This window comes from Azospira sp. MPR-LB4, assembly GCF_058809525.1.
On the sequence record NZ_CM179521.1, the window covers coordinates 2,809,746 to 2,833,937 of the forward strand.

Here is a 24,192-nt window from a genome sequence, read left to right on the forward strand (position 1 = left end):
CTCAGTAGCGGCCGCCCGTCGGGGCGGTGGACGGACCGCCGTTGACCGGGGGCTGCTGGCCGCCGGGGATGCCGCTGCCGCGCCGTTCGCCGCTGGCGGCAAAACCGCTGTCACCACTGCCACTGCCTCCGGCCGGCCCGCTGCCGGGCAAGGGCGGCGGCGTGCCGTTGCGGACGGGCCGGCTGTGGCCGTCGTTGACCCGGGCGCTCTCCCCTGCGTCCAGCAGCAGGCAGCCGCCCTCGTTGCACACTTCAATCTGGCCGCTGTAGGTGGTGGCCCCCAGGCCCCCATCCGTCGCGTATTCCAGGCCGTAGTCGGTGCCCCGGATACCGATGGTGGCCACCGTGGTCTGCATGCGGTAATCCTCCCGCCGGGCCTTGCCGATGAGGCCGGTGATGGTGCGCAGACCGCCCTGCAGCAGACTGAAGAAGCCCCGGGCCGGCTGGGGTGTGGTGGCTGCAAACTGGTAGTCGTCGATGCGGAACAGGCTGCCGGGATTGAGGGAGAGCTGGCTGCCATCGGAAAAGCGCAACTGCAGCCGGCCGCCGGGGCCGGTGCGGATGCTGTCGCCAGGCCCCACTTCGCTGCCGCGGACGAGTTGGCGCGGCGGCTGGTCCGGCAGGCTGGCCGTGGCCTCGCCGACGACAAAGGCGACCCGGGCGGCGGCTTCTGCCCCCAGCACTGCCGCTGGACTGCCCGCCAGCAGCAGGCCCAGCAGCCAGACGGCAAACAGGTTTCTGCTCATGCTGTCTTTTCCTCATCTTCAGTTGCGGTCCCTCCTTCCACTGCGCAGGAGGCCGGGGCCAGACCGGCCCGGTGATGTTGCCAGATTCTGGCGTAGGCCTGTTCCAGCTGGCGCACCCGGCGCCGGGTACCGAGGGGCCCATCCGTGGCGCAGCCCCGACGGATGTCGGCGGCCAGGGCCTGCCGCCAGGCCTCGTCCCGGCCCAGGCGGATGGCGGTGGCCACATAGGCCTCGGCACTTTCCGCCGCCAGCTGGGGCAGGCCCAGGGCCCGTACCAGGCTGCCGCCCACCCGGGCCTGGAAGCCTTCCCCCTGCAGGGACAGCACGGGCGTGCCCATCCCCAGGGCGTCGGCGCCGGTGCCGTGGCCGTGGTAGAGGGGCGTGTCGAGCACGGCATGGACGTGGCGGTAGCGGGCCAGATAACGGGGCCGGGTGGTGCCCGGGGAAAAGTGCAGCCGGGTCGCCCCGATGCCGGCCTCGGCGGCCCGCCGGGTGAGCGCCGCGGCCACGGCCGGCGTCTCGGCATGCAGCCACAGCACGGCTTCGGGCACCGCCGCCAGGACGGCCTGCCACAGGGCCATGGCCTGGGCATCCACCTTCCAGGTCTGGTTGAAACAGGCGAATACCACCGGGGCGGCGGGAGCGCCCAGCTCGGCCGCCTCCAGCAAGGGAACGGCGGGCGCCTCGCTGTCCAGCAGGAAGAAACTGTCCGGCAGCCGGATCAGGGCCTCGGCCCAGTGGGCCTCGCTGCCCGGCGGGCAGACGTGCCGGTCCACCAGGGCGTAGTCGGCCAGGCCCCTGCCGAGGGTGCCCGGGTAGCCCTGGTACAGCACCTTGAGCGGGCTGCCGGGGCGCCGCGCCAGGCGGGGGCGGCCGCCCCGGGTGTAGCCGGCCAGGTCCACCAGGATCTGGATGCCGTCCCGGGCCATCCGCTGCTCTAGGTCTCCGTCGCTGAGTCCATAAACTTCGGTGAAGGCATCCGCCTCCCGGCGCAATTGGCGGCGCACTTCGCTGCCGTCGTCCCGGGAGTCGGCATAGAGGGTGATGTGGCAGCGACGGCGGTCATGGTGCCGGCAGAAGGAGCGCAGGCAATGGCCCATGGCGTGGTCGCCGAAGTCCGGCGACAGGTAGGCGATGCGCAGGGTGCCGTCATGGCGGGCCCGGGGCTGGGGCAGGGTGGTGGCCGGAGGCATTGCCGCCAGCAGGGCGTCGGCCCAGCGGTCGGCCAGACGGCGCCGGACAGCCGGTGCCAGGGGGGCGGAGAAGAGGGCGAAGGCGCTGTGCCAGTCCGTCGCTGTGGGCGCCAGGGGATAGGCGGCGCTTTCCCGGGCGAAGGTTTGCCGTTGTGCCCACTCTCCCCGGCCCACCTGCTGGCGGTGGTAACCGGTAAAACACTGCAGCGGGCTGGGCAGGGGGGCGGGGCCGAAGGCCTGGCCGGTGAGCGGGTTGGTCCAGTGGCGGCGCTCCCCGGGAGCCCGCTCCCAGGCTTCGCCCAGGGCTGTCCGGGCCGGCTCCCAGCGGGCCTGGGCGGCCAGGGCCATGCCCCACAGCAATTGCTGGCGGGCATCCGTGGCGCCGGCCAGCAGGGCCTCGGCCTCCGGGGCTCGGCCGGCTGCCAGCAGTATTTCCCCTTGCAGTTGCCGCAGGGTCCGGAGCTCATCCGCCGGCTCGGGTGTCAGGGTTCGCAGGAGCGCCAGGGCGTCTTCCGTCTGCCCCATGCGGGAGAGCAGGGTGGCGTGGCGCAGGCCGGCGGGGAAGGACAGGGCTGGCGTTGCCGCCGGAACCCGCCCATAGGCGGCCATGGCGCCGGCGTGGTCGCCGTCCATTTCCAGCAGGCGGCCCAGGTTGAGCAGGCATTCGCCGGCTGCCGGCCGGTACTCGAGGCACAGGCGCAGGACCTGGCAGGCCCGGGCATTGTTCCCCTGGAGGTGGAGGGCCGTGGCCAGGGCGTTGGCGGCGTTGATGTGGGAGGGATCCAGGGCCAGGCAGTGTTCCAGCGGCGCCACGGCCAGGCGGGGCTGGCCGGCTTGCAGCTGGCACACTCCCAGCAGGAAGGCGTGTTCGGCGGCATCCCCGGGCCGGGGCGGATTGGCCTGCAGCCACTCCCGGGCCGCCTGGGGCGCCCCCCGGGCCAGCAGGTCCCGGGCGGGAGCCAGGGCGCTGTCGCTCATGGGCCGGGGCCTGACGGCGTCCGCCCGACTACTTCTTGAAGACGGCGGCGCCGCTGATCTTGCCCAGGTCCGTACCGGGCAGGTTGTCCAGGAACTGGTAGGTCAGACCGGCGTGGGAGGCGCCGCTGCCGGCAAAGAAGCCGCTGAGCTGGCCGTTGGTGCAGGCGCCGCCACAAATGAAACCGCCGGAACTGAAAACCCCGTAGGACCAGGAGGCGGTATCGGTGATGACGTAGGTCTTGCCGCCGATGGGTACCGTCATGTTGACCCCCACCTGGTAGGTGCTGAAATTCACCGAGAGCTGGCCGGTGACGGCCTGGGTGCCGACCACGCCGGTGGTGGAGGTGGGCATGGTGAAGCCCAGCATGTTGTAGGTGCTGGTGCCGGAGGAGGAAAACACCGGATCGTTGGTGGGTGTGGGTTTGCCCACCACGTAGTGGATGTCCTTCAGGGCCTGGTCACTCGGGCCGTCGCCGGTCAGGACGCCGCTGCTCCAGCGGCCCCAGCCGATGGTGCCGTCGGTGAAATAGAAGGCATTGCCCTGGGCGCTGTAGTTGAGGACGCCGACCGCAACGGTGCTGAGACTGCCGTCGCTGCTGAAGCCCGCATTGGTGCCGCTGAAATAGGTGATGTAGGGGTTGCCGGATTTGACGCCGGCCCAATGGAAGTCGTAGCCCTCGCCGCTGGGCAGGAGGGGGGAGTTGAGGGTGGGGGTACCGTTGCCGGAACGCTGCTCGCCGCTGGCGAAAAACACCTGGGGCGAGACGCTGGGCGGTGCCGGCGGAAGGTTGGTACGGGCTTCGGTACGGCTGGGCTGGGAGGTGGGGGTGGTGACCAGGGCCGATTCGCCGCTGGACAGCAGCAGGCAGCCGCCACCGTTGCACACCATGACCTGGCCTTCGCCGGTGGAGACGGTGATGCCGTCGCCGTAGGTGATGGAGTACTCGGTGCCCCGGATGCCGATGGTGGCCACGTTGGTGGTGACCCGGTAGTTATCCTTGTTGGTGCGCCCGATGAGGCCGGTGATGGTGCGCATGCCGCCCTTGAGCAGGCTGAAGAAGCCCTGCTCGCTGCCGTCCGCCTGGCCGGCGTAGCGGTAGCTGTCCACCCGGAAGTCGCTCTGGGGCTGCAGGGAAACCAGGGAACCGTCGGAGAAGCGCAGCTGGGCGCGGCCATCCCTGGTGCTGACCGTTTCCCCGGGCTGGACTTCGGCGCCCTTGCTCAGGGGGCGGGTGCCGCCGGTGGCGCCGAGGGCCACCACGTTGCCGACGGCGAAATCGACCCGGGCGGCGGCAGCAGCCGTGGCCAGGCCCGGGTAGGCAGCGGCCAGGGCCAGCAGCAGGGGGGAGGGGCGGGAGGTGAGGGCGATGTGCATGGCGGGACCTGCTTCAGAAATCGCGACGGACGGTAACGGAGACCACCTGGCGGTGGTAATCGTTGAGGGTCAGGTTGGAGTCGTTGCGGGTATAGCTGAACTGGGGCGTGATGTGCCATTCCCGGCTGGGACTGAAATTGGCCCCCACGTTGATATTGGCCTGCAGGTCCTGGCGGATGCTGAGGAAGAAGGGGTCGCTGCCGTGGTAGCGGCGCTGTTCCAGATTGGCGTTGGCAAAGCCGACCCAGCGCGGGGCCAAGTCCATCTGGCCGCCGATGCGCACGCCCACCAGGTCGTGGCCCATGAAGGTGGCCAGCTCGTTCTTCTCCATCTCGGTGCCCACGTAGGCGCCGCCGTAGATGACCTGCCCCTCGCGGAAGGCGTGGGCGTAGGCGCCGCCGACGACGAAACGGTCCGTGTTGCGGATCGCCTGGCCCGGGTAGGTGAGGCTGGCGTACTGGAGGTAGAGGCTGGCCTGGTTGCGGGAGTCGTAGTTGTGCTGCCATTGGCCGGTGAAGCCCATGGCGTCCCGGTAGCGCTCGCCGTTGAGGCGGAAGGTGCTGGCCTGGAGGGCAAGGGAATACTGGTTCTTGTCCACCGCCTTGGTCAGGCCCAGATTGGCGTCCCAGCTGCCGTTGTCGAAATCGGTATCGTTGCTGTTGAGGCGCTGGGAGAAGGCGGCACCACCGGTGACGGCCAGGCCGGCCTGCAGGGGAGTGCGGAAATTGATGCCGCCGGCCACGTTGGTGAAGGTGTCACCGTTTTCCTTGGCGCCGCTGCCGACCGGGAACATCCAGCCGCCGAAGAAGGGAATGGCGTACTCGCCGCGGCTGGTGCCGCTGTTGACGTTGCTGTCGATGCCCAGACCCAGCTCCAGATAGCCGCGGACCTGGGTGCGGGCTTCGTCCTCCAGGCGCTCCACTGCTGCCAGGAAACGCTCGATGGTGCTGCCCACTTCGGCCGGCACGCCCATGCTGCGCACATTCTCGAACTCGCGGCGGGCATTCTTGGTCTCGCCCAGGGCCAGATAGGCCCGGGCAATCTCGGCCCGGGCCCGGGCGTTGTTCGGTTCCTGGGCCAGCACCCGTTCCAGGGCGAAGACCGCCCGGGTGTTCTGGCCCGCCTCCAGGGCGGCCAGCCCCAGCAGCAGGTCGTATTCGATTTCCCCGGCCCGTTCGGGCTCCAGGCTTTCCAGCAGGACATAGGCTTCGCTGCCCTTGCCGCTTTCCAGCAGGCGTCCGGCCTGGCCCAGGGTGGCATCGGCCCCCCAGGCGGCGCCGCAGCCCAGCAACGACAGGACGGCGCAGACATTCAATACGGATTTTTTGACTTTCACCCCAGACCCCAATTCAACAATTTCTTATCGCGGCTAATGTGGCAAAGCAGCATGGCAATGTCAATGCAGTTATTCCCATTTTTCATGGGCTTGGCGCGATATTTGAGAAAATTCTGGCGAAAAAAAGCGGCGGGAAATCCCGCCGCTTTCTGTGCCGCACCGCCGGGTCAGCGTACGCAGTCCACGTAGTAGCCCACCTTGCCGTCCCGCTCTTCCTTGACCAGACCGTGGATGTCGGTCTCGAAGCCGGGGAATTTCTCGTTGAAATCCCGGGCGAACTGCAGGTACTGCATGATGGTGCGGTTGAAGCGCTCGCCCGGGATGAGCAGGGGAATGCCCGGGGGATAGGGGGTGAGCAGCACCGAGGTGACCCGGCCTTCCAGTTCGTCGATGGGCACCCGGTCAATCTCGCGGTGGGCCATTTTGGCGAAGGCGTCGGCAGGCTTCATGGCCGGCACCATGTCGGAGAGGTACATCTCGGTGGTCAGGCGGGCCACGTCGTTGGAGCGGTAGACGGCGTGGATTTCCCGGCACAGGTCGCGCAGGCCGACCCGCTCGTAGCGCGGGTGCTTGGCGACGAAGGCGGGCAGCACCTTCCACAGGGGCTGGTTCTTGTCGTAGTCGTCCTTGAACTGCTGCAGTTCGGTCACCATGCTGTTCCAGCGGCCCTTGGTGATGCCGATGGTGAACATGATGAAGAAGGAGTAGAGGCCGCACTTCTCCACGATCACGCCGTGTTCGGCCAGGTACTTGGTGACGATGGCGGCGGGAATGCCCCGTTCGGCGAACTCGCCGTCCACGTCCAGGCCCGGGGTGATGATGGTGGCCTTGATCGGGTCCAGCATGTTGAAGCCGTCGGCCAGGTTGCCGAAGCCGTGCCAGCGGTCGCCGGGCTTGAGCATCCAGGCGTCCCGCTCCTCGATGCCTTCCTCGGAGAGGTCGTCCGGGCCCCATACCTTGAACCACCAGCCGGAGCCCCACTCCTCGTCCACCTTGCGCATGGCGCGGCGGAAGTCCAGGGCCTCTGCGATGGATTCCTCCACCAGGGCGGTGCCGCCCGGCTCTTCCATCATGGCCGCGGCCACGTCGCAGGAGGCGATGATGGCGTACTGGGGGCTGGTGGAGGTGTGCATGAGGTAGGCCTCATTGAACACGTCCCGGTCCAGGTGGCTGTTCTCCGCGTCCTGCACCAGGATCTGGGAGGCCTGGGAAAGGCCGGCCAGGAGCTTGTGGGTGGACTGGGTGGAGAACACCATGGACTCCTTGCAGCGGGGCCGGTCGGCGCCGATGGCGTGGTAATCGCCGTAGAAGTCGTGGAAGGCGGCGTGGGGCAGCCAGGCTTCGTCGAAGTGCAGGGTGTCGATCTTGCCGTCCAGCTCTTCCTTGATGGCTTCCACGTTGTAGAGGATGCCGTCGTAGGTGGACTGGGTGATGGTCAGCACCCGGGGCTTGGCGTTCTTGTCCGTGGCGAAGGGATTGGCGGCGATCTTCTTCTGGATGTTCTCCCAGGCGAATTCGCTCTTGGGGATGGGGCCGATGATGCCGAAGTTGTTGCGGGTCGGCATGAGGAAGACCGGGATGGCGCCGGTCATCATGATGGCGTGCAGGATGGACTTGTGGCAGTTGCGGTCCACCACCACGATGTCGCCGGGGGCCACGGTGGAGTGCCAGACGATCTTGTTGGAGGTGGAGGTGCCGTTGGTGACGAAGTACAGGTGGTCGCAGTTGAAGATGCGTGCCGCATTGCGCTCGGAAGCCGCCACCGGGCCGGTGTGGTCCAGCAGCTGGCCCAGTTCCTCCACGGCGTTGCAGACGTCGGCGCGCAGCATGTTCTCGCCGAAGAACTGGTGGAACATCTGGCCCACCGGGCTCTTCAGGAAGGCGACGCCGCCGGAGTGGCCGGGACAGTGCCAGGAATAGGAGCCGTCCGAGGCGTAGTGGGTGAGGGCCCGGAAGAAGGGCGGCGGCAGGGATTCCAGGTAGGCCTTGGCTTCCCGCACCACGTTGCGGGCGATGAATTCCGGCGTGTCTTCATACATGTGGATGAAGCCGTGCAGTTCCCGCAGCACGTCGTTGGGGATGTGGCGGGAGGTGCGGGTCTCGCCGTGCAGGAAGATGGGAATCTCGCTGTTGCGCAGGCGGATTTCGCTGACGAAGGCGCGCAGGCCGGCAATGGCCTTGGCGGACGCCTCGGGCGAGGAGAACTCCTCGTCGTCGATGGACAGGATGAAGGTGGAGGCCCGGCTCTGCTGCTGGGCGAAGGAGGTCAGGTCGCCGTAGCTGGTGACGCCCAGCACTTCCAGACCTTCGGCCTGGATGGCTTCCGCCAGGGCCCGGATGCCCAGGCCCGAGGCATTCTCGGAGCGGAAGTCTTCGTCGATGATGATGACCGGGAAGTGGAAGCGCATGGCTGTTCCTCAAAAGACGGCGACCCGCCGGAGCGGGTCACAGGATAAGTCGAAAATGTTGCGCGAAGGCGTCAGATCTTGGGCAGGGTGACGCCCACCTGGCCCTGGTACTTGCCGCCCCGGTCCTTGTAGGAGGTCTCGCAGACCTCGTCGGACTCGAAGAAGAGCACCTGAGCGCAGCCCTCGCCGGCGTAGATCTTGGCCGGCAGGGGGGTGGTGTTGGAGAACTCCAGGGTGACGTAGCCTTCCCATTCGGGTTCGAAGGGGGTGACGTTCACGATGATGCCGCAACGGGCGTAGGTGCTTTTGCCCAGGCAGACGGTGAGCACGCTGCGGGGGATGCGGAAGTATTCGACGGTGCGGGCCAGGGCGAAGGAGTTGGGCGGGATGATGCAATAGTCCGCCTCGATCTCGACGAAGGACTGGGGATCGAACTTCTTCGGGTCCACGATGGTGGAGTTGATGTTGGTGAAGACCTTGAATTCCCGGGCGCAGCGGATGTCGTAGCCGTAGCTGGAGGTGCCGTAGGAAACGATCTTCTCCCCATTGACCTCGCGCACCAGCCCCGGCTCGAACGGTTCGATCATGCCGTGCTGCTCCGCCATGCGGCGGATCCACTTATCGGATTTGATGGCCATGCCAGCTACCCCAACACCTTGGAAAAAAGCGGATTCTACTTGGTGTTGGGGTGCACAAAAAGGGTTTTTACAGGAGGGGAAGCCCGTGGTGGGCGGGGCGGGGGGCGGCGGTGCCGCTGCCGGGGGAAAAATGCAGGCAGATCAAGTGGATGGCGGGGGCTCGGGTAGTCCTTTGCCCCCGCCGGCGGCTCAGGTGTTCTGCACCACGATGTTGGGGAACTTTGCGGTCAGGTCCTTGGCCTTGTCGGCGATCTTCACCGCCACCCGGCGGGCGATGGCCCGGTAGATTTCTGCCGGGCGGGAATCGGGGGCGCCGACCACAGTGGGCTTGCCGGTGTCGGCCATTTCCCGGATGGCCAGTTCCAGGGGCAGGGCGCCGAGGAATTCCACGTCGTAGTCCTTGCACATCTGCTCGCCGCCGCCGTGGCCGAAGATGTGTTCTTCGTGGCCGCACTTGGAACAGATGTGGATGGACATGTTCTCGACGATGCCGAGGATGGGAATGCCCACCTTCTCGAACATCTTCAGGCCCTTGCGGGCGTCGATGAGGGCGATGTCCTGGGGCGTGGTGACCACCACGGCGCCGGTCACCGGCACCTTCTGGGAGAGGGTCAGCTGGGTGTCGCCGGTGCCCGGGGGCATGTCGATCACCAGGTAATCCACGTCGCGCCAGTTGGTATCCCGCAGCAGCTGTTCCAGGGCCTGGGTGACCATGGGGCCGCGCCAGACCATGGGGGTTTCCACGTCCTCCAGGAGGAAACCGATGGACATGGCCTGGATGCCGTGGGCTTCCAGGGGCTCCAGGCTCTGGCCGTCCTTGGATTCGGGCTGTTTGCCGGCCAGTCCCAGCATCTGGGGCTGGGAGGGGCCGTAGATGTCGGCGTCCAGCAGGCCGACCGTGGCGCCTTCCTGGGCCAGGGCCAGGGCCAGGTTCACGGCGGTGGTGCTCTTGCCGACGCCGCCCTTGCCGGAGGCCACGGCGATGATGTTCTTGACGCCCGGCAGCAGCTTCACGCCCCGCTGCACGGTGTGGGAGACGATTTTCACATAGACGTTGGCGGAGACGTTGCCGACGCCGGGCAGGGCCTTGATGGCGGCGATGACCCGGGCGCGGATGGCGTCGATCTGGGTCTTGGCCGGGTAGCCCAGCTCGATGTCCAGGGAGACGTCGTTGCCGTCCACCTTGATGTTGCGGGCGGCCTTGGAGGAAACGTAGTCCTTCTGGGTATTGGGGTCGATCAGGGACTGCAGGGCAGTGTGGACGTCGGCGACGCTGATGGTCATGGCAGGGAACTCCTGTGGGAAGCTTGATACTTGAGTGATTTTGTCGAGTATACCCCAAGGCAGGGGCCGGCCAAAAGCGCTCCTTGGCCGTCGGGCCGGCTTCTTTTCGTTCTTTTCCGGGGCCGGGCCGGGTCCTGGGCCCGGCGTTTGGTAAACTCCCGCCTTTGCTCCGACTTTTTCAGGCTCCCCCATGAAGCGCAAGATCCTCGTCACCTCCGCACTGCCCTACGCCAACGGCTCCATCCACCTGGGCCATCTGGTGGAGTACATCCAGACCGACATCTGGGTGCGCTTCCAGAAAATGCGGGGCCACGACTGCTGGTACGTCTGCGCCGACGACACCCACGGCACGCCCATCATGCTGCGGGCCCAAAACGAAGGCATCACCCCGGAAGCCCTGATCGAGCGGGTCTACGGCGAGCATACGCGGGACTTCGCCGGCTTCCTGGTGGGCTTCGACAACTACTATTCCACCAACACCCCGGAAACCCGCCGCTGCGCCGAAGACATCTACGGCAAGCTGCAGGCCGCCGGCCTGATCGAAGTGCGCTCCATCGAGCAGTTCTACGATCCGGTGAAGGAGATGTTCCTGCCGGACCGCTTCATCAAGGGCGAGTGCCCCAAGTGCGGCGCCAAGGACCAGTACGGCGACAACTGCGAGGTCTGCGGTGCCGCCTACACCCCCAACGACCTGAAGGACCCGTACTCCGCCGTGTCCGGTGCCAAGCCGGAAATGCGTTCGTCCGACCACTATTTCTTCAAGCTCTCCGATCCCCGCTGCCAGGACTTCCTGCGCCGCTGGACCCGGGAAGAGGGGCGCCTGCAACCCGAGGCCGCCAACAAGATGCAGGAGTGGTTGGGGGCCGAGGGCGAGAACCGGCTGACCGACTGGGACATCTCCCGGGACGCCCCCTATTTCGGTTTCGAGATCCCTGGCGCCCCCGGCAAGTACTTCTACGTCTGGCTCGACGCTCCCATCGGCTACATGGGCTCCTTCGCCAATCTGTGCGAGAAGAAGGGCCTGGATTTCAACGAATACTGGGCCAAGGATTCCCAGGCCGAGCTGTACCACTTCATCGGCAAGGACATCCTCTATTTCCACGCCCTGTTCTGGCCCGCCGAGCTGGAGCAGGCCGGCTTCCGCACCCCGACCAAGGTTTTCGCCCACGGCTTCCTCACCGTGGATGGGCAGAAGATGTCCAAGTCCCGCGGCACCTTCATCACTGCCGAGAGCTACCTCAGGCAGGGCCTCAACCCGGAATGGCTGCGCTACTACTTCGCCGCCAAGCTGACCAATACCCTGGAAGACATCGACCTGTCCCTGCCCGACTTCACCGCCCGGGTGAATTCCGACCTGGTGGGCAAGTACGTGAATATCGCCAGCCGCGCCGCCGGCTTTATCGCCAAGCGCTTCAACGGCCAGCTGGCCGTGGCCGACCAGTCCCTGGCCCCCTACGCCGCCATCCGGGAAGCGGCCCCGCGCATCGCCGAGTACTACGAGAACCGGGAATTCGGCCGCGCCCTGCGGGAAATCATGGCCCTGGCCGATGGCGTTAACCAGTACGTGGACACGGTGAAGCCCTGGGAACTGGCCAAGCAGGAGGGTCAGGACGCGGCCCTGCACGCCGCCTGCACCAATGCGCTGAACCTGTTCCGCCTGCTCACCGTGCTGCTGAAGCCGGTGCTGCCGGTGCTGGCCGACAAGGTGGCAGCCTTCCTCAACGTCGCCCCCTTCGCCTGGGACGACGTCAATGCCGTGCTGGCCGCCGGCCATGCCATCCAGCCCTACGAGCACCTCATGACCCGCATCGACCCCAAGCTGGTGGAAGCCCTGGTTGAGGCCAACAAGGCTTCCCTGGCGCCTGCCGTTACTGCTGCCCCGGCCAAGGCTGCGGAGAAGGGCGCCGAGCATTCCCAGCAGCGCCACGCCGAAAAGCAGCAGAAGGAAGCCCAGGTGGCCCAGGCCGCCGCCGAGACTGGTCCCCACATTTCCATCGACGACTTCATGAAGGTGGACCTGCGCATCGCCAAGATCGTGGACGCCAGCCATGTGGAAGGCGCCGACAAGCTGATCCGCCTGCAGCTGGATATCGGCGAGGAGAAACCACGCCAGGTCTTCGCCGGCATCAAGTCCGCCTACGATCCGGCCGCCCTGGTGGGCCGTCTGACGGTGATGGTGGCCAATCTGGCGCCGCGCAAGATGAAGTTCGGCATGTCCGAAGGCATGGTGCTGGCGGCCTCCGATCCGGAAGGCAAGACCGGCGGCCTGTACATCCTTTCCCCCGATGCCGGCGCCCAGCCCGGGATGCGGGTGAAATAACCAGGGGGTCTAAGTTTGCTAAAAATTCAGCCTGTAAGTTCTGTGTCAGGCCCAGGCCCTAGGCTGACGCCATGATCCTGCCCCAAGGTAAAAGGCGCTTTTCCCTGACCCTGCCCATCGTCGGCTTCGCCCTCCTGGACGTGGCCGGCATGGTGGCGTTCGCCGTCGGCCTGGCCTACCTGACGGGCAAGGAGCCCCTGTTTTTCCGCAACTTCCCGTCCTCCATGGGCGAGGCCATCCTCAGCACCCTCGCCGGTTTGGGTCTCATGCTCTGGGCCGCCGCCCAGATCCTGCGCGAGACCCTGAAACAGGTTCCCCCACAAGACAGCACAGCACAACAATGAGCGCTTTCCGACCGAAGCTCCTGGACTGCCTGCCTGACTATGACCGGGCCCAGTTCGGGCGCGACGTGTCGGCCGGCCTCACTGTCGGCGTCCTGGCCCTGCCCCTGGCCATGGCCTTCGCCATCGCCTCCGGTGTCGATCCGGCGGCCGGTATCTGGACCGCCATCGTCGCCGGTTTCATCATCGCCGCCCTGGGCGGCTCCCGGGTGCAGATCGGCGGCCCCACCGGTGCCTTCATCGTCATCGTCTACGGCATCGTCGCCCAGTACGGCCTGGCCAACCTGCTCATCGCCACCATGCTGGCCGGGCTGATCCTCATCGGCATGGGTCTGGCCCGCCTCGGCGCCCTGATCCGCTTCATCCCGGTGACGGTGGTGATCGGCTTCACCAACGGTATCGCCGTGCTCATCTTCATCAGCCAGATCAAGGAATTCCTCGGCCTGGACATGGAGGCCCTGCCGGCCGAGTTCTTCGCCAAGATGAAGGTGCTGGCGGCCAACCTGCCCAACACCGATCTGCCCACCCTGGCCCTGGCTTCCGCCTCCCTGGTGCTGCTGGTGCTGTGGAACAAGAAGGTGGCCGGCAAGCTGCCCCTGCTGGGCAAGTTGCCCGGCCCCCTGGCGGTGCTGATCGCCGGCACGGTGGCCCAGTCCCTGCTCGAATTCCCGGTGGAGACCATCGGCAGCCGCTTTGGCGGCATTCCCCAGTCCCTGCCGGCCTTCGCCTTTCCCGAGCTGACCCTGTCCACCCTGCGCAACCTCATTTCCCCGGCCATCACCATTGCCCTGCTGGGGGCCATCGAGTCCCTGCTCTCCGCCCGGGTGGCCGACAGCCAGATCGACGACCGCCACGATCCCAACCAGGAACTGCTGGCCCAGGGCGTCGCCAACGTGGTGGCCCCCCTGGTGGGCGGTTTTGCCGCCACCGGCGCCATCGCCCGCACCAGCACCAATGTGCGGGCCGGCGGCCGCACTCCGGTGGCCGGCATGGTGCACGCCCTGACCCTGCTGGCGGTGGTGCTGGTGGCGGCCCCCCTGGCCAGCGACGTGCCCCTGGCCACCCTCTCCGCCATCCTGATGGTGGTGGCCTGGAACATGGGCGAGTGGCACGAGTTCAAGGAACTGCCCCGTTACTCCATGAACTACCGGGCCATCCTCCTTTCCACCTTCTTCATCACCGTGGTCTTCGACCTGACCCTGGCGGTGGAGATCGGCATGGTGCTGGCTTCCCTCTTCTTCATCTACCGCATGTCCGAGCTGACCAAGGTGGCGCCCCTGAGCCTGCCCGATTGGGCGGCGGGCCAGCCGGTGGCGGCCTACAGCCTCTACGGCTCCCTTTTCTTCGGTGCCGTGGGCAAGCTGCAGACCCTGCTGGACCAGCATGCCCAGGGCACCCAGGTGCTGATCCTGGACCTGCATCAGGTGATCAATCTGGACACCACCGGCCTGGACACCCTGGAGGCCCTGCAGCGCATGCTGGCCAAGCGGGGCGGCTGCCTGATCCTGGCCGGGCTCAATGCCCAGCCCGGTTCCCTGGTGTCCCGCTCCGGCTTTGCCGACGACGTGGGGACGGACAACCTGGTGGCCAGCCTGGCCGAGGCCTGGCAGCGGGCCGCCATCCTGCTGCCCCGGGACGAGGCAGCAGGCTCCCCGTCCCATGCCTGAACGGGCGGTGCGGCTGCGGGTGCGCGGCCTGGTGCAGGGTGTCGGCTTTCGCTGGTCCCTCTGCCGCGAGGCCCAAGGCTTGGGGCTGAGGGGCTGGGTGCGCAACCGCAGCGACGGTTCGGTGGAGGCCCTGGCCTGGGGCGAAGCCGAGGCGGTGGCCGGGCTGCTGGCCTGGGCCGCCCAGGGACCGCCGGCCGCCCGGGTGAGCGGGGTGGAGATCCTGGAAGCCGCGCCGGAAGCCGATCCGACAGAAGGTTTTGAACAGCGCCCCAGCCTCTGACACAATGCCGTCATGGATAATCTCCTGCGCGGCGCCGCCCCCCTCGAACTCTATGTCTGGCTAGAGCCGGAGGAGTCCTTGCCGGGATGGGATTTCCAGAGCGGCGGCCCCCATGCCGAGCCGCGCACCGTCTTTCCCTCCGGCATAAATCCCCAGCTGGTGCACAACTACTTCGCCGAATACAACCTGGAGTTTTTCCGCCAGCGCAGTTTCGAGCGTTATCCCTCCCGCCTGCACGCCCAGTTCCTCTTTGCCACCCGCACCGACGCGGAGAACTACCGCAACAAGCATCCCGGCCGGGTCTTCGGCAAGTTGCTGACCCGGGTCACCACCCGGGGGGCCTATACCTGCTCCTACCACGACGCCAACTGGATCGATTACCTGCACCTGCCCCACAACCTGGATCTGGATACCCTAGGCGAGATTTCCCGGGCCTACTGGGCGGGCACCCTGGTGGAAGAGGCCGGACTGACCTTCATGGACCAGCCCTGGCGGGAGCCGCCGGTGATCGAGGCGGTATTCCAGGGCAGCCTGGTGCCCGAACCCCTGCCGGCCCGGGCCATCGGCCTGCTGCCGGGCTTCGAGCCTTACCTGGCGCGAAATTGACAGCGTCCTGACCCTCGGTTAGATTCGAAAAGCGCTGGCACGGGCGCCAACCATGGCGTCCGGCCTGGGGCTCAGACCCCGATCCCGATCCCCCCATCCCCGTCATTCAGGAGAAAAACAATGGCCGTTCTCGTCGGTAAACAAGCCCCCGATTTCAAAGCCCTGGCCGTCCTCGGCAACAACGAAATCAAGGAAGTGACCTTTTCCGAGCACATCAAGGGCAAGTACGCCGTCCTCTTTTTCTACCCCCTGGACTTCACCTTCGTCTGCCCCTCCGAACTGATCGCCTTCGACCATCGCCTGGCCGAATTCAAGCAGCGCGGCGTCGAAGTAGTGGGCTGCTCCATCGACTCCCAGTTCACCCACCTGGCCTGGAAGAACACTCCCGTCGAGAAGGGCGGCATCGGCCAGGTCGGCTATCCCCTGGTGGCCGACATCAAGCATGAAATCTGTCAGGCCTACGACGTGGAAGCTGCGCCCGGCGTCGCTTTCCGCGGCTCCTTCCTGATCGACAAGGCCGGCGTGGTGCGCCACCAGGTGGTGAACGACCTGCCCCTGGGTCGCAATATCGACGAGATGCTGCGCATGGTGGATGCCCTGCAATTTACCGAAGAGCATGGCGAAGTCTGTCCCGCCGGCTGGAACAAGGGCAAGAAGGGCATGACCGCCAGCCCCGAGGGCGTCGCCAAGTACCTGGCCGAGAACGCCGAGGCTCTCTGAGTCCTGCGTCCGCCCTCCGGGGCGTCGCCCGAAAAGCCACCGGCAACGGTGGCTTTTTTTATGGTGCAGGGCGTGCAGATGGCCTGGCGCCACTTCGGTGCGACACCGTGTCACATTCCCGCCCGGCGCCGCCGCCGCCAGAATCCCACCCCTGAAAAGCAGTCAATAACATCTCAGGGGAGCATCATGCAGTTCATGCCTAGCCGGCTCAGTCTGGCCATTTTTCTCGCATTTCCACTGGTGGCCGTCGCTGAAGACGGCACCACCCTCGACACCGTGGTCGTCACCGCCCCGCGCATGGAAGAGCCGCTCAAGGTCGTCACCGACCCCAAGGCCCCGCGCCAGCCGCTGCCGGCCCACGACGGTGCCGACTTCCTCAAGACCATCCCGGGCTTTTCCGTCATCCGCAAGGGCGGCACCGACGGTGACCCGGTGCTGCGGGGCTTTTCCGGCTCCCGCCTGGGCATCCTCCTGGACGGCCAGGAAATCTACGGCGGCTGCGGCGGCCGCATGGACCCGCCGACGGCCTATGTCTATCCCGAATCCTACGACCGCGTGACGGTGCTCAAGGGCCCCCAGAGCGTGCTCTACGGCGCCGGCCAGTCGGCCGGGGTGGTGCTGTTCGAGAAGGACATCAAGCGCTTCCGCGAAGCCGGCTGGAAGGCCAATGGCAGCCTCACCTTCGGCAGCTTCGGCCGCAACGACCAGATGGCCGACATCCGGGCCGGCAACGGCAACTTCTACGTCCAGGCCGGGGCGACCCGGGCCGATTCGGACGACTACAAGGATGGCAACGGCAATACCGTGCACTCCCGCTACACCCGCTGGAGCAACAATGCAGCCGTCGGCCTGACGCCGGACGACAACACCCGCATGGAACTGTCCCTGGCCCGCAGCGACGGCGAGGCTGCCTACGCCGACCGCTCTATGGACGGCTCCAAGTTCGCCCGGGAGAACGTGGCCCTGAAGTTCGAGAAGCGCAAGCTTTCCGCCCTGGTGGACAAGGTGGAGGCTCTGGCCTACTACAACTATGTAGACCACGTGATGGATAACTACAGCCTGCGCACCAAGCCGCCGGCATCCAGCTACATGGTCAGCAATCCGGACCGCAAGACCCTGGGCAGCCGCTTCTCCATCACCCTGGCTCCCGGTGATAGCACCAAGGTCACCATCGGCGTGGACCAGAAGGAAGATACCCACCGCTTCCGTTCCGGCATGTCCATGATGAGCGCCGCGGCGGCTGAAACGAGCTACCAGTCCAAGGCCTGGGCCGAGGACATGATCTTCAAGCAGCATGGCCTGTTCAGCGAAGCCACCCACCTGCTGGCCGAGGATCGCCGTGTCATCGGCGGCCTGCGTGTGGACTGGCATGAGGTGCAGGACAAACGCGCCACCAGCATCACCCGGGGTAAGACCGACAAGGAGACCCTGGGCAGCGGCTTCCTGCGTTACGAGAACGACTTCGCCAAGGGTGCCGGCACCTGGTACGCCGGCCTGGGCCATGCCGGCCGGACCGCCGATTTCTGGGAGCGGGGCAAGGGCAATCCCCTGGCGCCGGCCACCAGCGTCTTCCTCGACGTCAAGCCGGAAAAGACCACCCAGCTGGACGTGGGCGCCAACTATCGCAACGGTCCCTGGAGCGGTGCGGTCTCCGGCTTCTACAGCAAGGTGCAGGACTACCTGCTGATCCGCTGGGTCGGCACGGCGGTGACGCGCAATGTGGATGCCACCATCTACGGCGGCGAAGCCGACCTGGCCTACCAGTTCAATTCCGCCTGGAAGGGCTACGGCACCCTGGCCTACGTGCGCGGCAGCAACGACACGGACGACAAGCCCCTGGCCCAGCAGCCGCCCCTGGAGCTGCGGGTCGGCCTGTCCTATGACGACAAGACCTATTCCGTCGGTGCCCTGGCCCGGCTCGTTTCGGCCCAGGACCGCTACGACGTGGGTTCCGGCAACATCGTTTCCAATGGCAAGGACCTGGGACGCAGCGGCGGCTTCGGCGTCTTCTCCCTCAACGCCGGCTATCGCCCCAACAAGAAGGCCCTGCTCAGTGCCGGCGTGGATAACCTGTTCGACAAGGTCTATGCCGAGCATCTGTCCAAGGGCGGCTCCGACATTGCCGGCTACCTTGGTGCGTCGACGCTACGCATCAACGAACCCGGGCGCACCTTCTGGCTGAAGGCCCAGATCGCCCTCGACTGAGTTCCTGTACCACCTCTCGAAAGTTCAGGCCCGCTCCCCAGCGGGCCTTTTTTTTAGCTCGCCGGGGCGGCGAAGAGGCGGGCCAGGGTGGCCTGGTAGGCAGCCGCTTCCACCTGGCCTTCCGCCGGGGCCCAGGGGGCCAGTTCGTCGCCGGTGAGGGGCAGGTAGGGGCCGGACTTGGCTTCGAGGAAGACAGTGCCCGGGCACAGGGCCAGGACGGAGTGCCAGGTGCCGTGAGGGATGTCCACGCCCAGGGTGTGGCTGCCCGGGGCCAGCACGGCGGTGCCGGTGATGTTGCCCTGCCCGTCGAAGGTCACCAGGCCCAGGCGGCCGCTGAGGACCACCATGGTTTCATCCTTGTTGGGGTCCAGGTGGCGGTGGGGCGGCACGTAGGAGCCCGGTTCCAGGGCGTTGAGCAGGCGGTGGCCCGGGTAGTCGTCCCGGGGATGGAAGTTGCGGTTCTTGCGCAGCCGGGGCGAGGCCTGGGCTTCGGCTGTCACCTCCGCCAGCAGGGCGCCGTCGATGAGGCGGACGGACATGGGCCTACTTCAGGTTGCGGGCGGAGAGCAGGACCACCTGGCCGCCAAAGAAATTGACGGTGATGCCCTGCTGTTCGCTGCCCCAGGTGCAGGAACGCACCCCCAGGGTTTCGTCGCAGTGGCTGGGCTCGCCGATGATGGCCGTCACTTCCTCGTACTTCTGGCCCATTTTCAGCTTGCCGTAGTTTTCCAGGGTGACCTTGGAACAGGCGGCCAGGGCCAGTGCTAGGGCAACGGCGAGAAGGGGTTTGCAGTTCATGGCGGGCTCCTCAGGAGTGGGGGAAGCATGGCCCGGGGGCCGGGGTTAGTTGTACTGCAGCTCGACGCCGGCGGGGCTGAGCCAGTCCTGCAGGGTTTGCAGCAGGTCGTCGTCCGGTCGCACCCGGGTGCCTTCGCCCAGGATCAGCTCGCACTGGGCTTCGCCGTTGCGGTAGGCGATGCGTACCGGGCAGCCGCCTTCCATGCGGAAGGGGGTGAGCAGCTCCTGCAGCTTGCGCGCATCGGCCTGGCCGTTCATCGACAGGCGCAACTGGCGGGCGAAGCGGGTGCGGGCTTCGGGCAGGGTGTAGAGATTCTCGGCGACGATGCGCAGGCCGTCGCGGAAGTCGTCCTTGCTCACCTTGCCTTCGATGATCAGGGGTTCGTCCACCTTCAGCTTGTTGCGGTGGGCATCGAAGACCTCGCTGTAGACCGTCACCTCCAGCGACGGGCAGGAGCCGTCGTCCAGGATGATGATGCCCATGCGGCCCCGGCTGGTCATCTTCACCCGCAGGTCCATGACCACGCCGGCCAGGGTCTGGGGCTCCCGTGCCGGAGCCAGGGCGCTCAGGGGGCGGCCGGCGAAGCGCTTGGCTTCGCTGCGGATGCTGTCGAAAGGATGGCCGGAATAGAAGAAGCCGAGGGCGGTCTTTTCTTCCAGCAGGCGCTGCTTGTCGCTCCAGGGGCGGACGCTGACGTACTGGGGCGCTTCGGCCACGGCGTCGTCGCCGCTGCCGAACATCTCGAAGAGGCCGCCCTGGTGGGCGTTGCGCTCGGCCTGGTCGGCCGCTTCCATGGCGATGCTGACGGAGGCGATGAGCTGGGCCCGGTCCCGGCTCGGGTCCAGGGTGTCGAAGGCGCCGGCGCGGATCAGGGCTTCGATGGTGCGGCGGTTCACCAGGCGCTTGTCCACCCGCAGGCAGAAGTCGAAGAGGTCCTTGAAGGGGCCGCCTTCGGCGCGGGCGGCGAGGATGCACTCCACCGCCTGCTGGCCGGTGCCCTTCACCGCCCCCAGGCCGTAGCGGATGGTCTTGCCGTCCACCGGCACGAAGCGGTAGTCGGAGTGGTTCACGTCCGGCGGCAGCACCTTGATGCCGTTTTTCACCGTGTCTTCGTAGAAGATTTTCACGGTGTCCGTGTTGTCCATGTCCGAGGACATGGTGGCCGCCATGAAGGCCGAGCAGTGGTGGGCCTTGAGCCAGGCGGTGTGGTAGGTGACCATGGCGTAGGCGGCGGTGTGGGACTTGTTGAAGCCGTACTCCGCGAACTTGGTCATGAGGTCGAACAGCTGTTCGGCCAGGGCCGGGTCGTAGCCCTTCTTCTTCGCCCCTTCGGCAATGGTCTCCCGGTGCTTGGCCATTTCCTCGGCCTTTTTCTTGCCCATGGCCCGGCGCAGCATGTCGGCGCCGCCCAGGGTGTAGCCGCCGATGATCTGGGAGATCTGCATCACCTGTTCCTGGTACACGATCACCCCGTAGGTGGGGTCCAGGCAGCCCTTCAGGTCCGGGTGGAAATAGTCGATCTTCTGCTGGCCCTTTTTGCGCAGGATGAAGTCGTCCACCATGCCCGAGCCCAGGGGGCCGGGACGGTACAGGGCCAGTACGGCGATGATGTCTTCGAAGCGGTCGGGGGCCAGCTTCTTCAGCAGCTTCTTCATGCCCTCCGATTCCACCTGGAAGATCGCCGTGGTGTTGGCGTCCTTGAGAATCTGGTAGGCGGCGGGGTCGGTGAAGGGCAGGGAGAGCAGGTCCAGCTTTTCGCCGGTGAGCCGTTCCACGTACTCCACGGCCAGCTCGATAATGGTCAGGTTGCGCAGGCCGAGGAAGTCGAACTTCACCAGGCCGACCTTTTCCACGTCGTCCTTGTCGTACTGGCTGACCACCGAGTCGGAGCCGGGCTGGGCGTAGAGGGGGCAGAAGTCGGTGAGCTTGCCCGGGGCGATCAGCACGCCGCCGGCGTGCATGCCCACGTTGCGGGTCAAGTCCTCCAGCTTCATGGCCAGCTCGAACAGCTCGGCCACTTCCTCTTCCTCCTCCATCTTCTCCTTCAGCTGGGGCTCCATTTCCAGGGCCTGGGCCAGGGAGACGGGCTTGTTGGCCTCAACGGGAATGAGTTTGGAGAGGGAGTCGCAGAAGTTGTAGGGCAGGTCCAGCACCCGGCCCACGTCCCGGATCACCGCCTTGGAGGACATGGTGCCGAAGGTGGCGATCTGGGACACCGCATCGACGCCGTACTTGTGGCGCACGTACTCGATCACGCGCCAGCGGTTGTCCTGGCAGAAGTCGATGTCGAAGTCGGGCATGGAGACCCGCTCGGGGTTGAGGAAGCGCTCGAACAGCAGGGCGTACTGCAGCGGGTCCAGGTCGGTGATGCCCAGGCTGTAGGCCACCAGGGAGCCTGCGCCGGAACCCCGGCCCGGGCCCACGGGCACGCCGTTGTGCTTCCCCCAGTTGATGAAGTCGGCCACGATCAGGAAGTAGCCGGGGAAGCCCATCTGCACGATGGTCTTGGTCTCGATTTCCAGGCGCTCGTCGTACTCCGGGCGCCGTCGCTGCCGCTCCTCCGGGTCCGGGAACAGCAGTTCCAGGCGCTTCTCCAGGCCGGCCTTGGCCTCGTTGATGAGGTGCTGGTCCAGGGAGATGCCGTCGGGGGTGGGGAACTGGGGCAGGAAGTTCTTGCCCAGGGTCAGGGTCAGGTTGCAGCGCTTGGCGATTTCCAGCGTGTTTTCCAGGGCCTCGGGTAGGTCGGCGAAAAGCTCCGCCATTTCCGCCTGGGTCTTGAAATACTGCTGTTCGGTGAAGGTCTTGGGGCGGCGCCGGTCGCCCAGGACGTAGCCCTCGGCGATGCAGACCCGGGCCTCGTGGGCCTTGAAGTCGTCGGCGTCGAGGAACTGGATCGGGTGGGTGGCCACCAGGGGCAGTTCCAGGTCGGCGCCGAGGTCGGCGGTGGCCGACACCAGCTGCTCCTGCTGGGGATGGCCGGCCCGCTGCACTTCCAGGTAGAAGGCCTGGGGGAACTGGGCACTCCAGGCCTTGGCCCGGGCCGCCGCCAGGTCCCGGTTGCCGGCCAGGAGGGCGTCGCCCACGTCGCCGTCCTTGGCGCCGGAGAGGGCGATGAGGCCGTCGCAGCCCACTTCGTCGAACCAGGCCCGCTTGATCTCGGCCCGGTCCCGCCGGCCTTCGGCCAGGTAGGCCCGGGACAGCAGTTCGCACAGCTGCAGGTAGCCCCGGTGGCTGCGCACCAGCAGCAGCAGGCGGAAGGGGCGGTCGGTCTCGGTTTCGTTGGCGATCCACACGTCGGCGCCGGCGACGGGCTTGACGCCCTTGCCGCGGCAGGCGTTGTAGAACTTCACTAGGCCGAAGGCGTTGGCCAGGTCGGTGAGGGCCATGGCCGGCTGGCCGTCGGCGATGGCGCGGGCCACGGCGTCGTCGAGGCGGACGATGCCGTCGGTGATGGAGTATTCGCTGTGGAGGCGGAGATGGACGAAGCGGGGATCGGTCATCCGGGAATTTTACCCCAGCCGGGGGCCGGCTTCCCCCTTTACGCCAGACCCTCGGTCAGGGCCTGGCACAGCTCCCGGTCCTCCAGGGCCGCCAGGAACCAGGCCAGGGCACGGCCCTCGTGGGAGGGGCGCCAGGCAATGTGGAGCGGGGTGCTGCCCTTGGGTTCGGCCAGGGTCCTGGTGACCAGGCGGCCTGCCGCCACTTCCCGCGCCGCCAGCCAGGGCGGCAGGTGGCCGACGCCAAGACCGGCGGCCTGGGCCGCCGCCTTGCTCTGCATGTCCGGCACCCGCAGGGCGTCCTGGCCTTCCAGCAGGCCGCTGGTGCGGGCGGCCAGTTCCCGGGAAGTGTCGGCCAGCACCACGGCCCGGTACCGGGCCAGTTCGTGGGCCGGAATGGGCTCGGGCACCGTGCTCAGGGGATGACCGGGGGCCATGGTGAATACCAGTTCCATGGTGCCCAGGGGCCGGGTGGCGATGCCGCCCCGGGCCGGCATGTCGCCGGGGGCGCCGATCACCAGGTCGGCCCGGCCCGTGGTCAGGGCGTCCCAGCAGCCCCCCAGGACTTCGTAGGAGAGGCGCAGGCGGGTGCCGTGGCCTTCGTCGTAGAAGCGCTGCAGCAGGGGGTAGAGGCGCTCGCCGGGGATGACCGAGTCCACCGCGATGGACAGCTCCGTTTCCCAGCCGGTGGCCACCCGCTTCACCCGTGATTCCAGCTCCAGGGCGGCGCGCAGCAGATGGCGGCCGTCCTCCAGCAGGGTGCGGCCGGCGGCGGTGAGGATGGCGCGGCGGCCGCTCTTCTCGAACAGTTCCACCCCCAGCTCCCCCTCCAGCTTCTGCATGGCGTGGGAGAGGGCCGAGGGCACCCGGTGCAGGCGGCTGGCGGCGGCAGCGTAGGAGCCTTGGGTGTCGATGGCGTCGAGGATCTGCAGGGCGTCGAGGGAGATGCGCATAGGTGAAGGAAATTGAATGAATCGGTGAGTTCATTTCGCTGGAATCACTCTAATCCATTGCTTAGTATGGCTTCAACCCATGAATGCAAATGAACAATACTTCTTGCCAAGGAGCCCGACATGATCCAGCTACGTCCGTCCGACGCCCGGGGCCAGGCCGATCACGGCTGGCTCCAGGCCAAACACAGCTTTTCCTTCGCCGACTACTACGATTCCCGGGAAATGGGCTGGGGCGCGCTGCGGGTGATCAACGAGGACCGGGTGGCGCCGGGCACCGGCTTTCCCATGCACGGCCACCGGGACATGGAAATCGTCACCTACATCCTCTCCGGCGCCCTGGAACACAAGGACAGCCTGGGCAACGGCGGCGGCATCCGCCGCGGCGAGGTGCAGCGCATGAGCGCCGGCAAAGGCGTGCTGCACAGCGAGTTCAACCCTGCCGCCGATGAGGAAACCCATCTGCTGCAGATCTGGATCGAGCCGGCCCTCAGGGGCGGCAGGGCCAGCTACGACCAGCACCGGCTGTTCACGCCGGACAACGCCAGCCAGTGGGTGCTGGTGGCTTCGCCGGACGGCCGCGACGGCAGCGCCGTGATCCAGCAGGACGCCCTGCTGCTGGCGGCCCACCTGGGGCCGGCCGAGGCGGTGCGCCACACCCTGGCGCCCGGCCGCCTGGCCTACGTCCATGTCATCCGCGGCCAGGTCAGCCTCAATGGCGTGGCCCTGGCCGCCGGCGACGGCGCCAAGATTGCCGACGAATCCGAACTGGCCTTCCAGGGCGGCGCCGAGCCGGGGGAGTTCCTTCTCTTCGATCTGCCGCCTGCGGCCTGAGCCTTGCCTGCCGTTG

The 24,192-nt window shown here is 66.9% G+C and carries 19 protein-coding genes; 8 read left to right on the forward strand and 11 right to left on the reverse strand.

What is annotated here, in order from left to right; genetic code table 11:
• Position 1 precedes the first annotated feature (1 nt).
• The 7 genes from AC3QLZ_RS13185 to apbC form a co-directional block, all read right to left on the reverse strand.
• Positions 2 to 745 (reverse strand): FecR family protein, encoded by a 744-nt coding sequence (locus AC3QLZ_RS13185; RefSeq protein WP_287875636.1) that lies wholly within the window; start codon positions 743 to 745, stop codon positions 2 to 4.
• Positions 742 to 2,916 (reverse strand): O-linked N-acetylglucosamine transferase, SPINDLY family protein, encoded by a 2,175-nt coding sequence (locus tag AC3QLZ_RS13190; protein WP_014236343.1) that lies wholly within the window; start codon positions 2,914 to 2,916, stop codon positions 742 to 744. Before AC3QLZ_RS13190 ends, AC3QLZ_RS13185 begins: the two co-directional genes overlap by 4 nt.
• A 28-nt stretch (positions 2,917 to 2,944) precedes the next feature.
• Positions 2,945 to 4,291, reverse strand: a complete 1,347-nt coding sequence (locus tag AC3QLZ_RS13195; protein ID WP_014236344.1) for a FecR family protein — start codon at positions 4,289 to 4,291, stop codon at positions 2,945 to 2,947.
• Positions 4,292 to 4,304: 13 nt separating this feature from the next.
• On the reverse strand, positions 4,305 to 5,627 hold the full coding sequence (locus tag AC3QLZ_RS13200; protein WP_014236345.1) for a surface lipoprotein assembly modifier: 1,323 nt from the start codon (positions 5,625 to 5,627) through the stop codon (positions 4,305 to 4,307).
• A 167-nt stretch (positions 5,628 to 5,794) separates the two neighbouring features.
• Positions 5,795 to 8,035 (reverse strand): arginine/lysine/ornithine decarboxylase, encoded by a 2,241-nt coding sequence (locus AC3QLZ_RS13205; protein WP_014236346.1) that lies wholly within the window; start codon positions 8,033 to 8,035, stop codon positions 5,795 to 5,797.
• Positions 8,036 to 8,106: 71 nt separating this feature from the next.
• On the reverse strand, positions 8,107 to 8,673 hold the full coding sequence (gene dcd, locus AC3QLZ_RS13210) for a dCTP deaminase (RefSeq protein ID WP_014236347.1): 567 nt from the start codon (positions 8,671 to 8,673) through the stop codon (positions 8,107 to 8,109).
• 189 nt (positions 8,674 to 8,862) lie between these two features.
• Positions 8,863 to 9,957 carry an iron-sulfur cluster carrier protein ApbC gene (gene apbC, locus AC3QLZ_RS13215; protein ID WP_014236348.1) on the reverse strand — a complete coding sequence of 365 codons (1,095 nt, stop codon included), beginning with the start codon at positions 9,955 to 9,957 and terminating at the stop codon, positions 8,863 to 8,865.
• 190 nt (positions 9,958 to 10,147) lie between these two features.
• Here apbC and metG point away from each other — a divergent pair, with 190 nt between their 5' ends.
• From metG to AC3QLZ_RS13250, 7 genes are all read left to right on the forward strand, one after another.
• The gene (metG, locus tag AC3QLZ_RS13220) at positions 10,148 to 12,277 is read left to right on the forward strand and encodes a methionine--tRNA ligase (RefSeq protein WP_014236349.1); all 2,130 of its coding nucleotides are present in this window, start codon (positions 10,148 to 10,150) and stop codon (positions 12,275 to 12,277) included.
• 71 nt (positions 12,278 to 12,348) lie between these two features.
• Positions 12,349 to 12,621 carry a hypothetical protein gene (locus AC3QLZ_RS13225; protein ID WP_014236350.1) on the forward strand — a complete coding sequence of 91 codons (273 nt, stop codon included), beginning with the start codon at positions 12,349 to 12,351 and terminating at the stop codon, positions 12,619 to 12,621.
• Positions 12,618 to 14,285, forward strand: a complete 1,668-nt coding sequence (locus AC3QLZ_RS13230) for a SulP family inorganic anion transporter (protein WP_014236351.1) — start codon at positions 12,618 to 12,620, stop codon at positions 14,283 to 14,285. Before AC3QLZ_RS13225 ends, AC3QLZ_RS13230 begins: the two co-directional genes overlap by 4 nt.
• Entirely contained in the window at positions 14,278 to 14,565 is a 288-nt protein-coding gene (locus AC3QLZ_RS13235; protein ID WP_014236352.1) for an acylphosphatase, read from the forward strand. The genes AC3QLZ_RS13230 and AC3QLZ_RS13235 overlap by 8 nt, the downstream gene beginning before the upstream one ends.
• A 12-nt stretch (positions 14,566 to 14,577) precedes the next feature.
• Entirely contained in the window at positions 14,578 to 15,171 is a 594-nt protein-coding gene (locus AC3QLZ_RS13240) for a hypothetical protein (protein ID WP_014236353.1), read from the forward strand.
• A gap of 120 nt (positions 15,172 to 15,291) precedes the next feature.
• Positions 15,292 to 15,891 carry a peroxiredoxin gene (locus tag AC3QLZ_RS13245; RefSeq protein ID WP_014236354.1) on the forward strand — a complete coding sequence of 200 codons (600 nt, stop codon included), beginning with the start codon at positions 15,292 to 15,294 and terminating at the stop codon, positions 15,889 to 15,891.
• A gap of 240 nt (positions 15,892 to 16,131) precedes the next feature.
• A complete protein-coding gene (locus AC3QLZ_RS13250) occupies positions 16,132 to 18,096 on the forward strand; it encodes a TonB-dependent copper receptor (RefSeq protein WP_492783257.1) in 1,965 nt (654 codons plus the stop codon).
• A 53-nt stretch (positions 18,097 to 18,149) separates the two neighbouring features.
• Here AC3QLZ_RS13250 and AC3QLZ_RS13255 read toward each other — a convergent pair whose 3' ends face one another.
• The 4 genes from AC3QLZ_RS13255 to AC3QLZ_RS13270 are packed head-to-tail and all read right to left on the reverse strand — an operon-like array spanning position 18,150 to position 23,345.
• A complete protein-coding gene (locus tag AC3QLZ_RS13255) occupies positions 18,150 to 18,635 on the reverse strand; it encodes a WbuC family cupin fold metalloprotein (RefSeq protein ID WP_014236356.1) in 486 nt (161 codons plus the stop codon).
• A gap of 4 nt (positions 18,636 to 18,639) precedes the next feature.
• The gene (locus tag AC3QLZ_RS13260) at positions 18,640 to 18,894 is read right to left on the reverse strand and encodes a hypothetical protein (protein WP_492783258.1); all 255 of its coding nucleotides are present in this window, start codon (positions 18,892 to 18,894) and stop codon (positions 18,640 to 18,642) included.
• Positions 18,895 to 18,939: 45 nt separating this feature from the next.
• A complete protein-coding gene (gene dnaE, locus AC3QLZ_RS13265; protein ID WP_014236358.1) occupies positions 18,940 to 22,395 on the reverse strand; it encodes a DNA polymerase III subunit alpha in 3,456 nt (1,151 codons plus the stop codon).
• Between the two features lie 38 nt (positions 22,396 to 22,433).
• Positions 22,434 to 23,345 carry a LysR family transcriptional regulator gene (locus AC3QLZ_RS13270; protein ID WP_014236359.1) on the reverse strand — a complete coding sequence of 304 codons (912 nt, stop codon included), beginning with the start codon at positions 23,343 to 23,345 and terminating at the stop codon, positions 22,434 to 22,436.
• Between the two features lie 120 nt (positions 23,346 to 23,465).
• Here AC3QLZ_RS13270 and AC3QLZ_RS13275 point away from each other — a divergent pair, with 120 nt between their 5' ends.
• Positions 23,466 to 24,176 carry a pirin family protein gene (locus tag AC3QLZ_RS13275; protein WP_014236360.1) on the forward strand — a complete coding sequence of 237 codons (711 nt, stop codon included), beginning with the start codon at positions 23,466 to 23,468 and terminating at the stop codon, positions 24,174 to 24,176.
• Positions 24,177 to 24,192: the final 16 nt, after the last annotated feature.

Bases quoted from the DNA above. Each gene is read 5' to 3' on its own strand.
- AC3QLZ_RS13185 (WP_287875636.1), bottom strand. From the start codon at position 745: ATGAGCAGAAACCTGTTTGCCGTCTGGCTGCTGGGCCTGCTGCTGGCG.
- AC3QLZ_RS13190 (WP_014236343.1), bottom strand. From the start codon at position 2,916: ATGAGCGACAGCGCCCTGGCTCCCGCCCGGGACCTGCTGGCCCGGGGG.
- AC3QLZ_RS13195 (WP_014236344.1), bottom strand. From the start codon at position 4,291: ATGCACATCGCCCTCACCTCCCGCCCCTCCCCCCTGCTGCTGGCCCTG.
- AC3QLZ_RS13205 (WP_014236346.1), bottom strand. From the start codon at position 8,035: ATGCGCTTCCACTTCCCGGTCATCATCATCGACGAAGACTTCCGCTCC.
- dcd (WP_014236347.1), bottom strand. From the start codon at position 8,673: ATGGCCATCAAATCCGATAAGTGGATCCGCCGCATGGCGGAGCAGCAC.
- apbC (WP_014236348.1), bottom strand. From the start codon at position 9,957: ATGACCATCAGCGTCGCCGACGTCCACACTGCCCTGCAGTCCCTGATC.
- metG (WP_014236349.1), top strand. From the start codon at position 10,148: ATGAAGCGCAAGATCCTCGTCACCTCCGCACTGCCCTACGCCAACGGC.
- AC3QLZ_RS13225 (WP_014236350.1), top strand. From the start codon at position 12,349: ATGATCCTGCCCCAAGGTAAAAGGCGCTTTTCCCTGACCCTGCCCATC.
- AC3QLZ_RS13230 (WP_014236351.1), top strand. From the start codon at position 12,618: ATGAGCGCTTTCCGACCGAAGCTCCTGGACTGCCTGCCTGACTATGAC.
- AC3QLZ_RS13235 (WP_014236352.1), top strand. From the start codon at position 14,278: ATGCCTGAACGGGCGGTGCGGCTGCGGGTGCGCGGCCTGGTGCAGGGT.
- AC3QLZ_RS13240 (WP_014236353.1), top strand. From the start codon at position 14,578: ATGGATAATCTCCTGCGCGGCGCCGCCCCCCTCGAACTCTATGTCTGG.
- AC3QLZ_RS13245 (WP_014236354.1), top strand. From the start codon at position 15,292: ATGGCCGTTCTCGTCGGTAAACAAGCCCCCGATTTCAAAGCCCTGGCC.
- AC3QLZ_RS13255 (WP_014236356.1), bottom strand. From the start codon at position 18,635: ATGTCCGTCCGCCTCATCGACGGCGCCCTGCTGGCGGAGGTGACAGCC.
- AC3QLZ_RS13260 (WP_492783258.1), bottom strand. From the start codon at position 18,894: ATGAACTGCAAACCCCTTCTCGCCGTTGCCCTAGCACTGGCCCTGGCC.
- dnaE (WP_014236358.1), bottom strand. From the start codon at position 22,395: ATGACCGATCCCCGCTTCGTCCATCTCCGCCTCCACAGCGAATACTCC.
- AC3QLZ_RS13270 (WP_014236359.1), bottom strand. From the start codon at position 23,345: ATGCGCATCTCCCTCGACGCCCTGCAGATCCTCGACGCCATCGACACC.
- AC3QLZ_RS13275 (WP_014236360.1), top strand. From the start codon at position 23,466: ATGATCCAGCTACGTCCGTCCGACGCCCGGGGCCAGGCCGATCACGGC.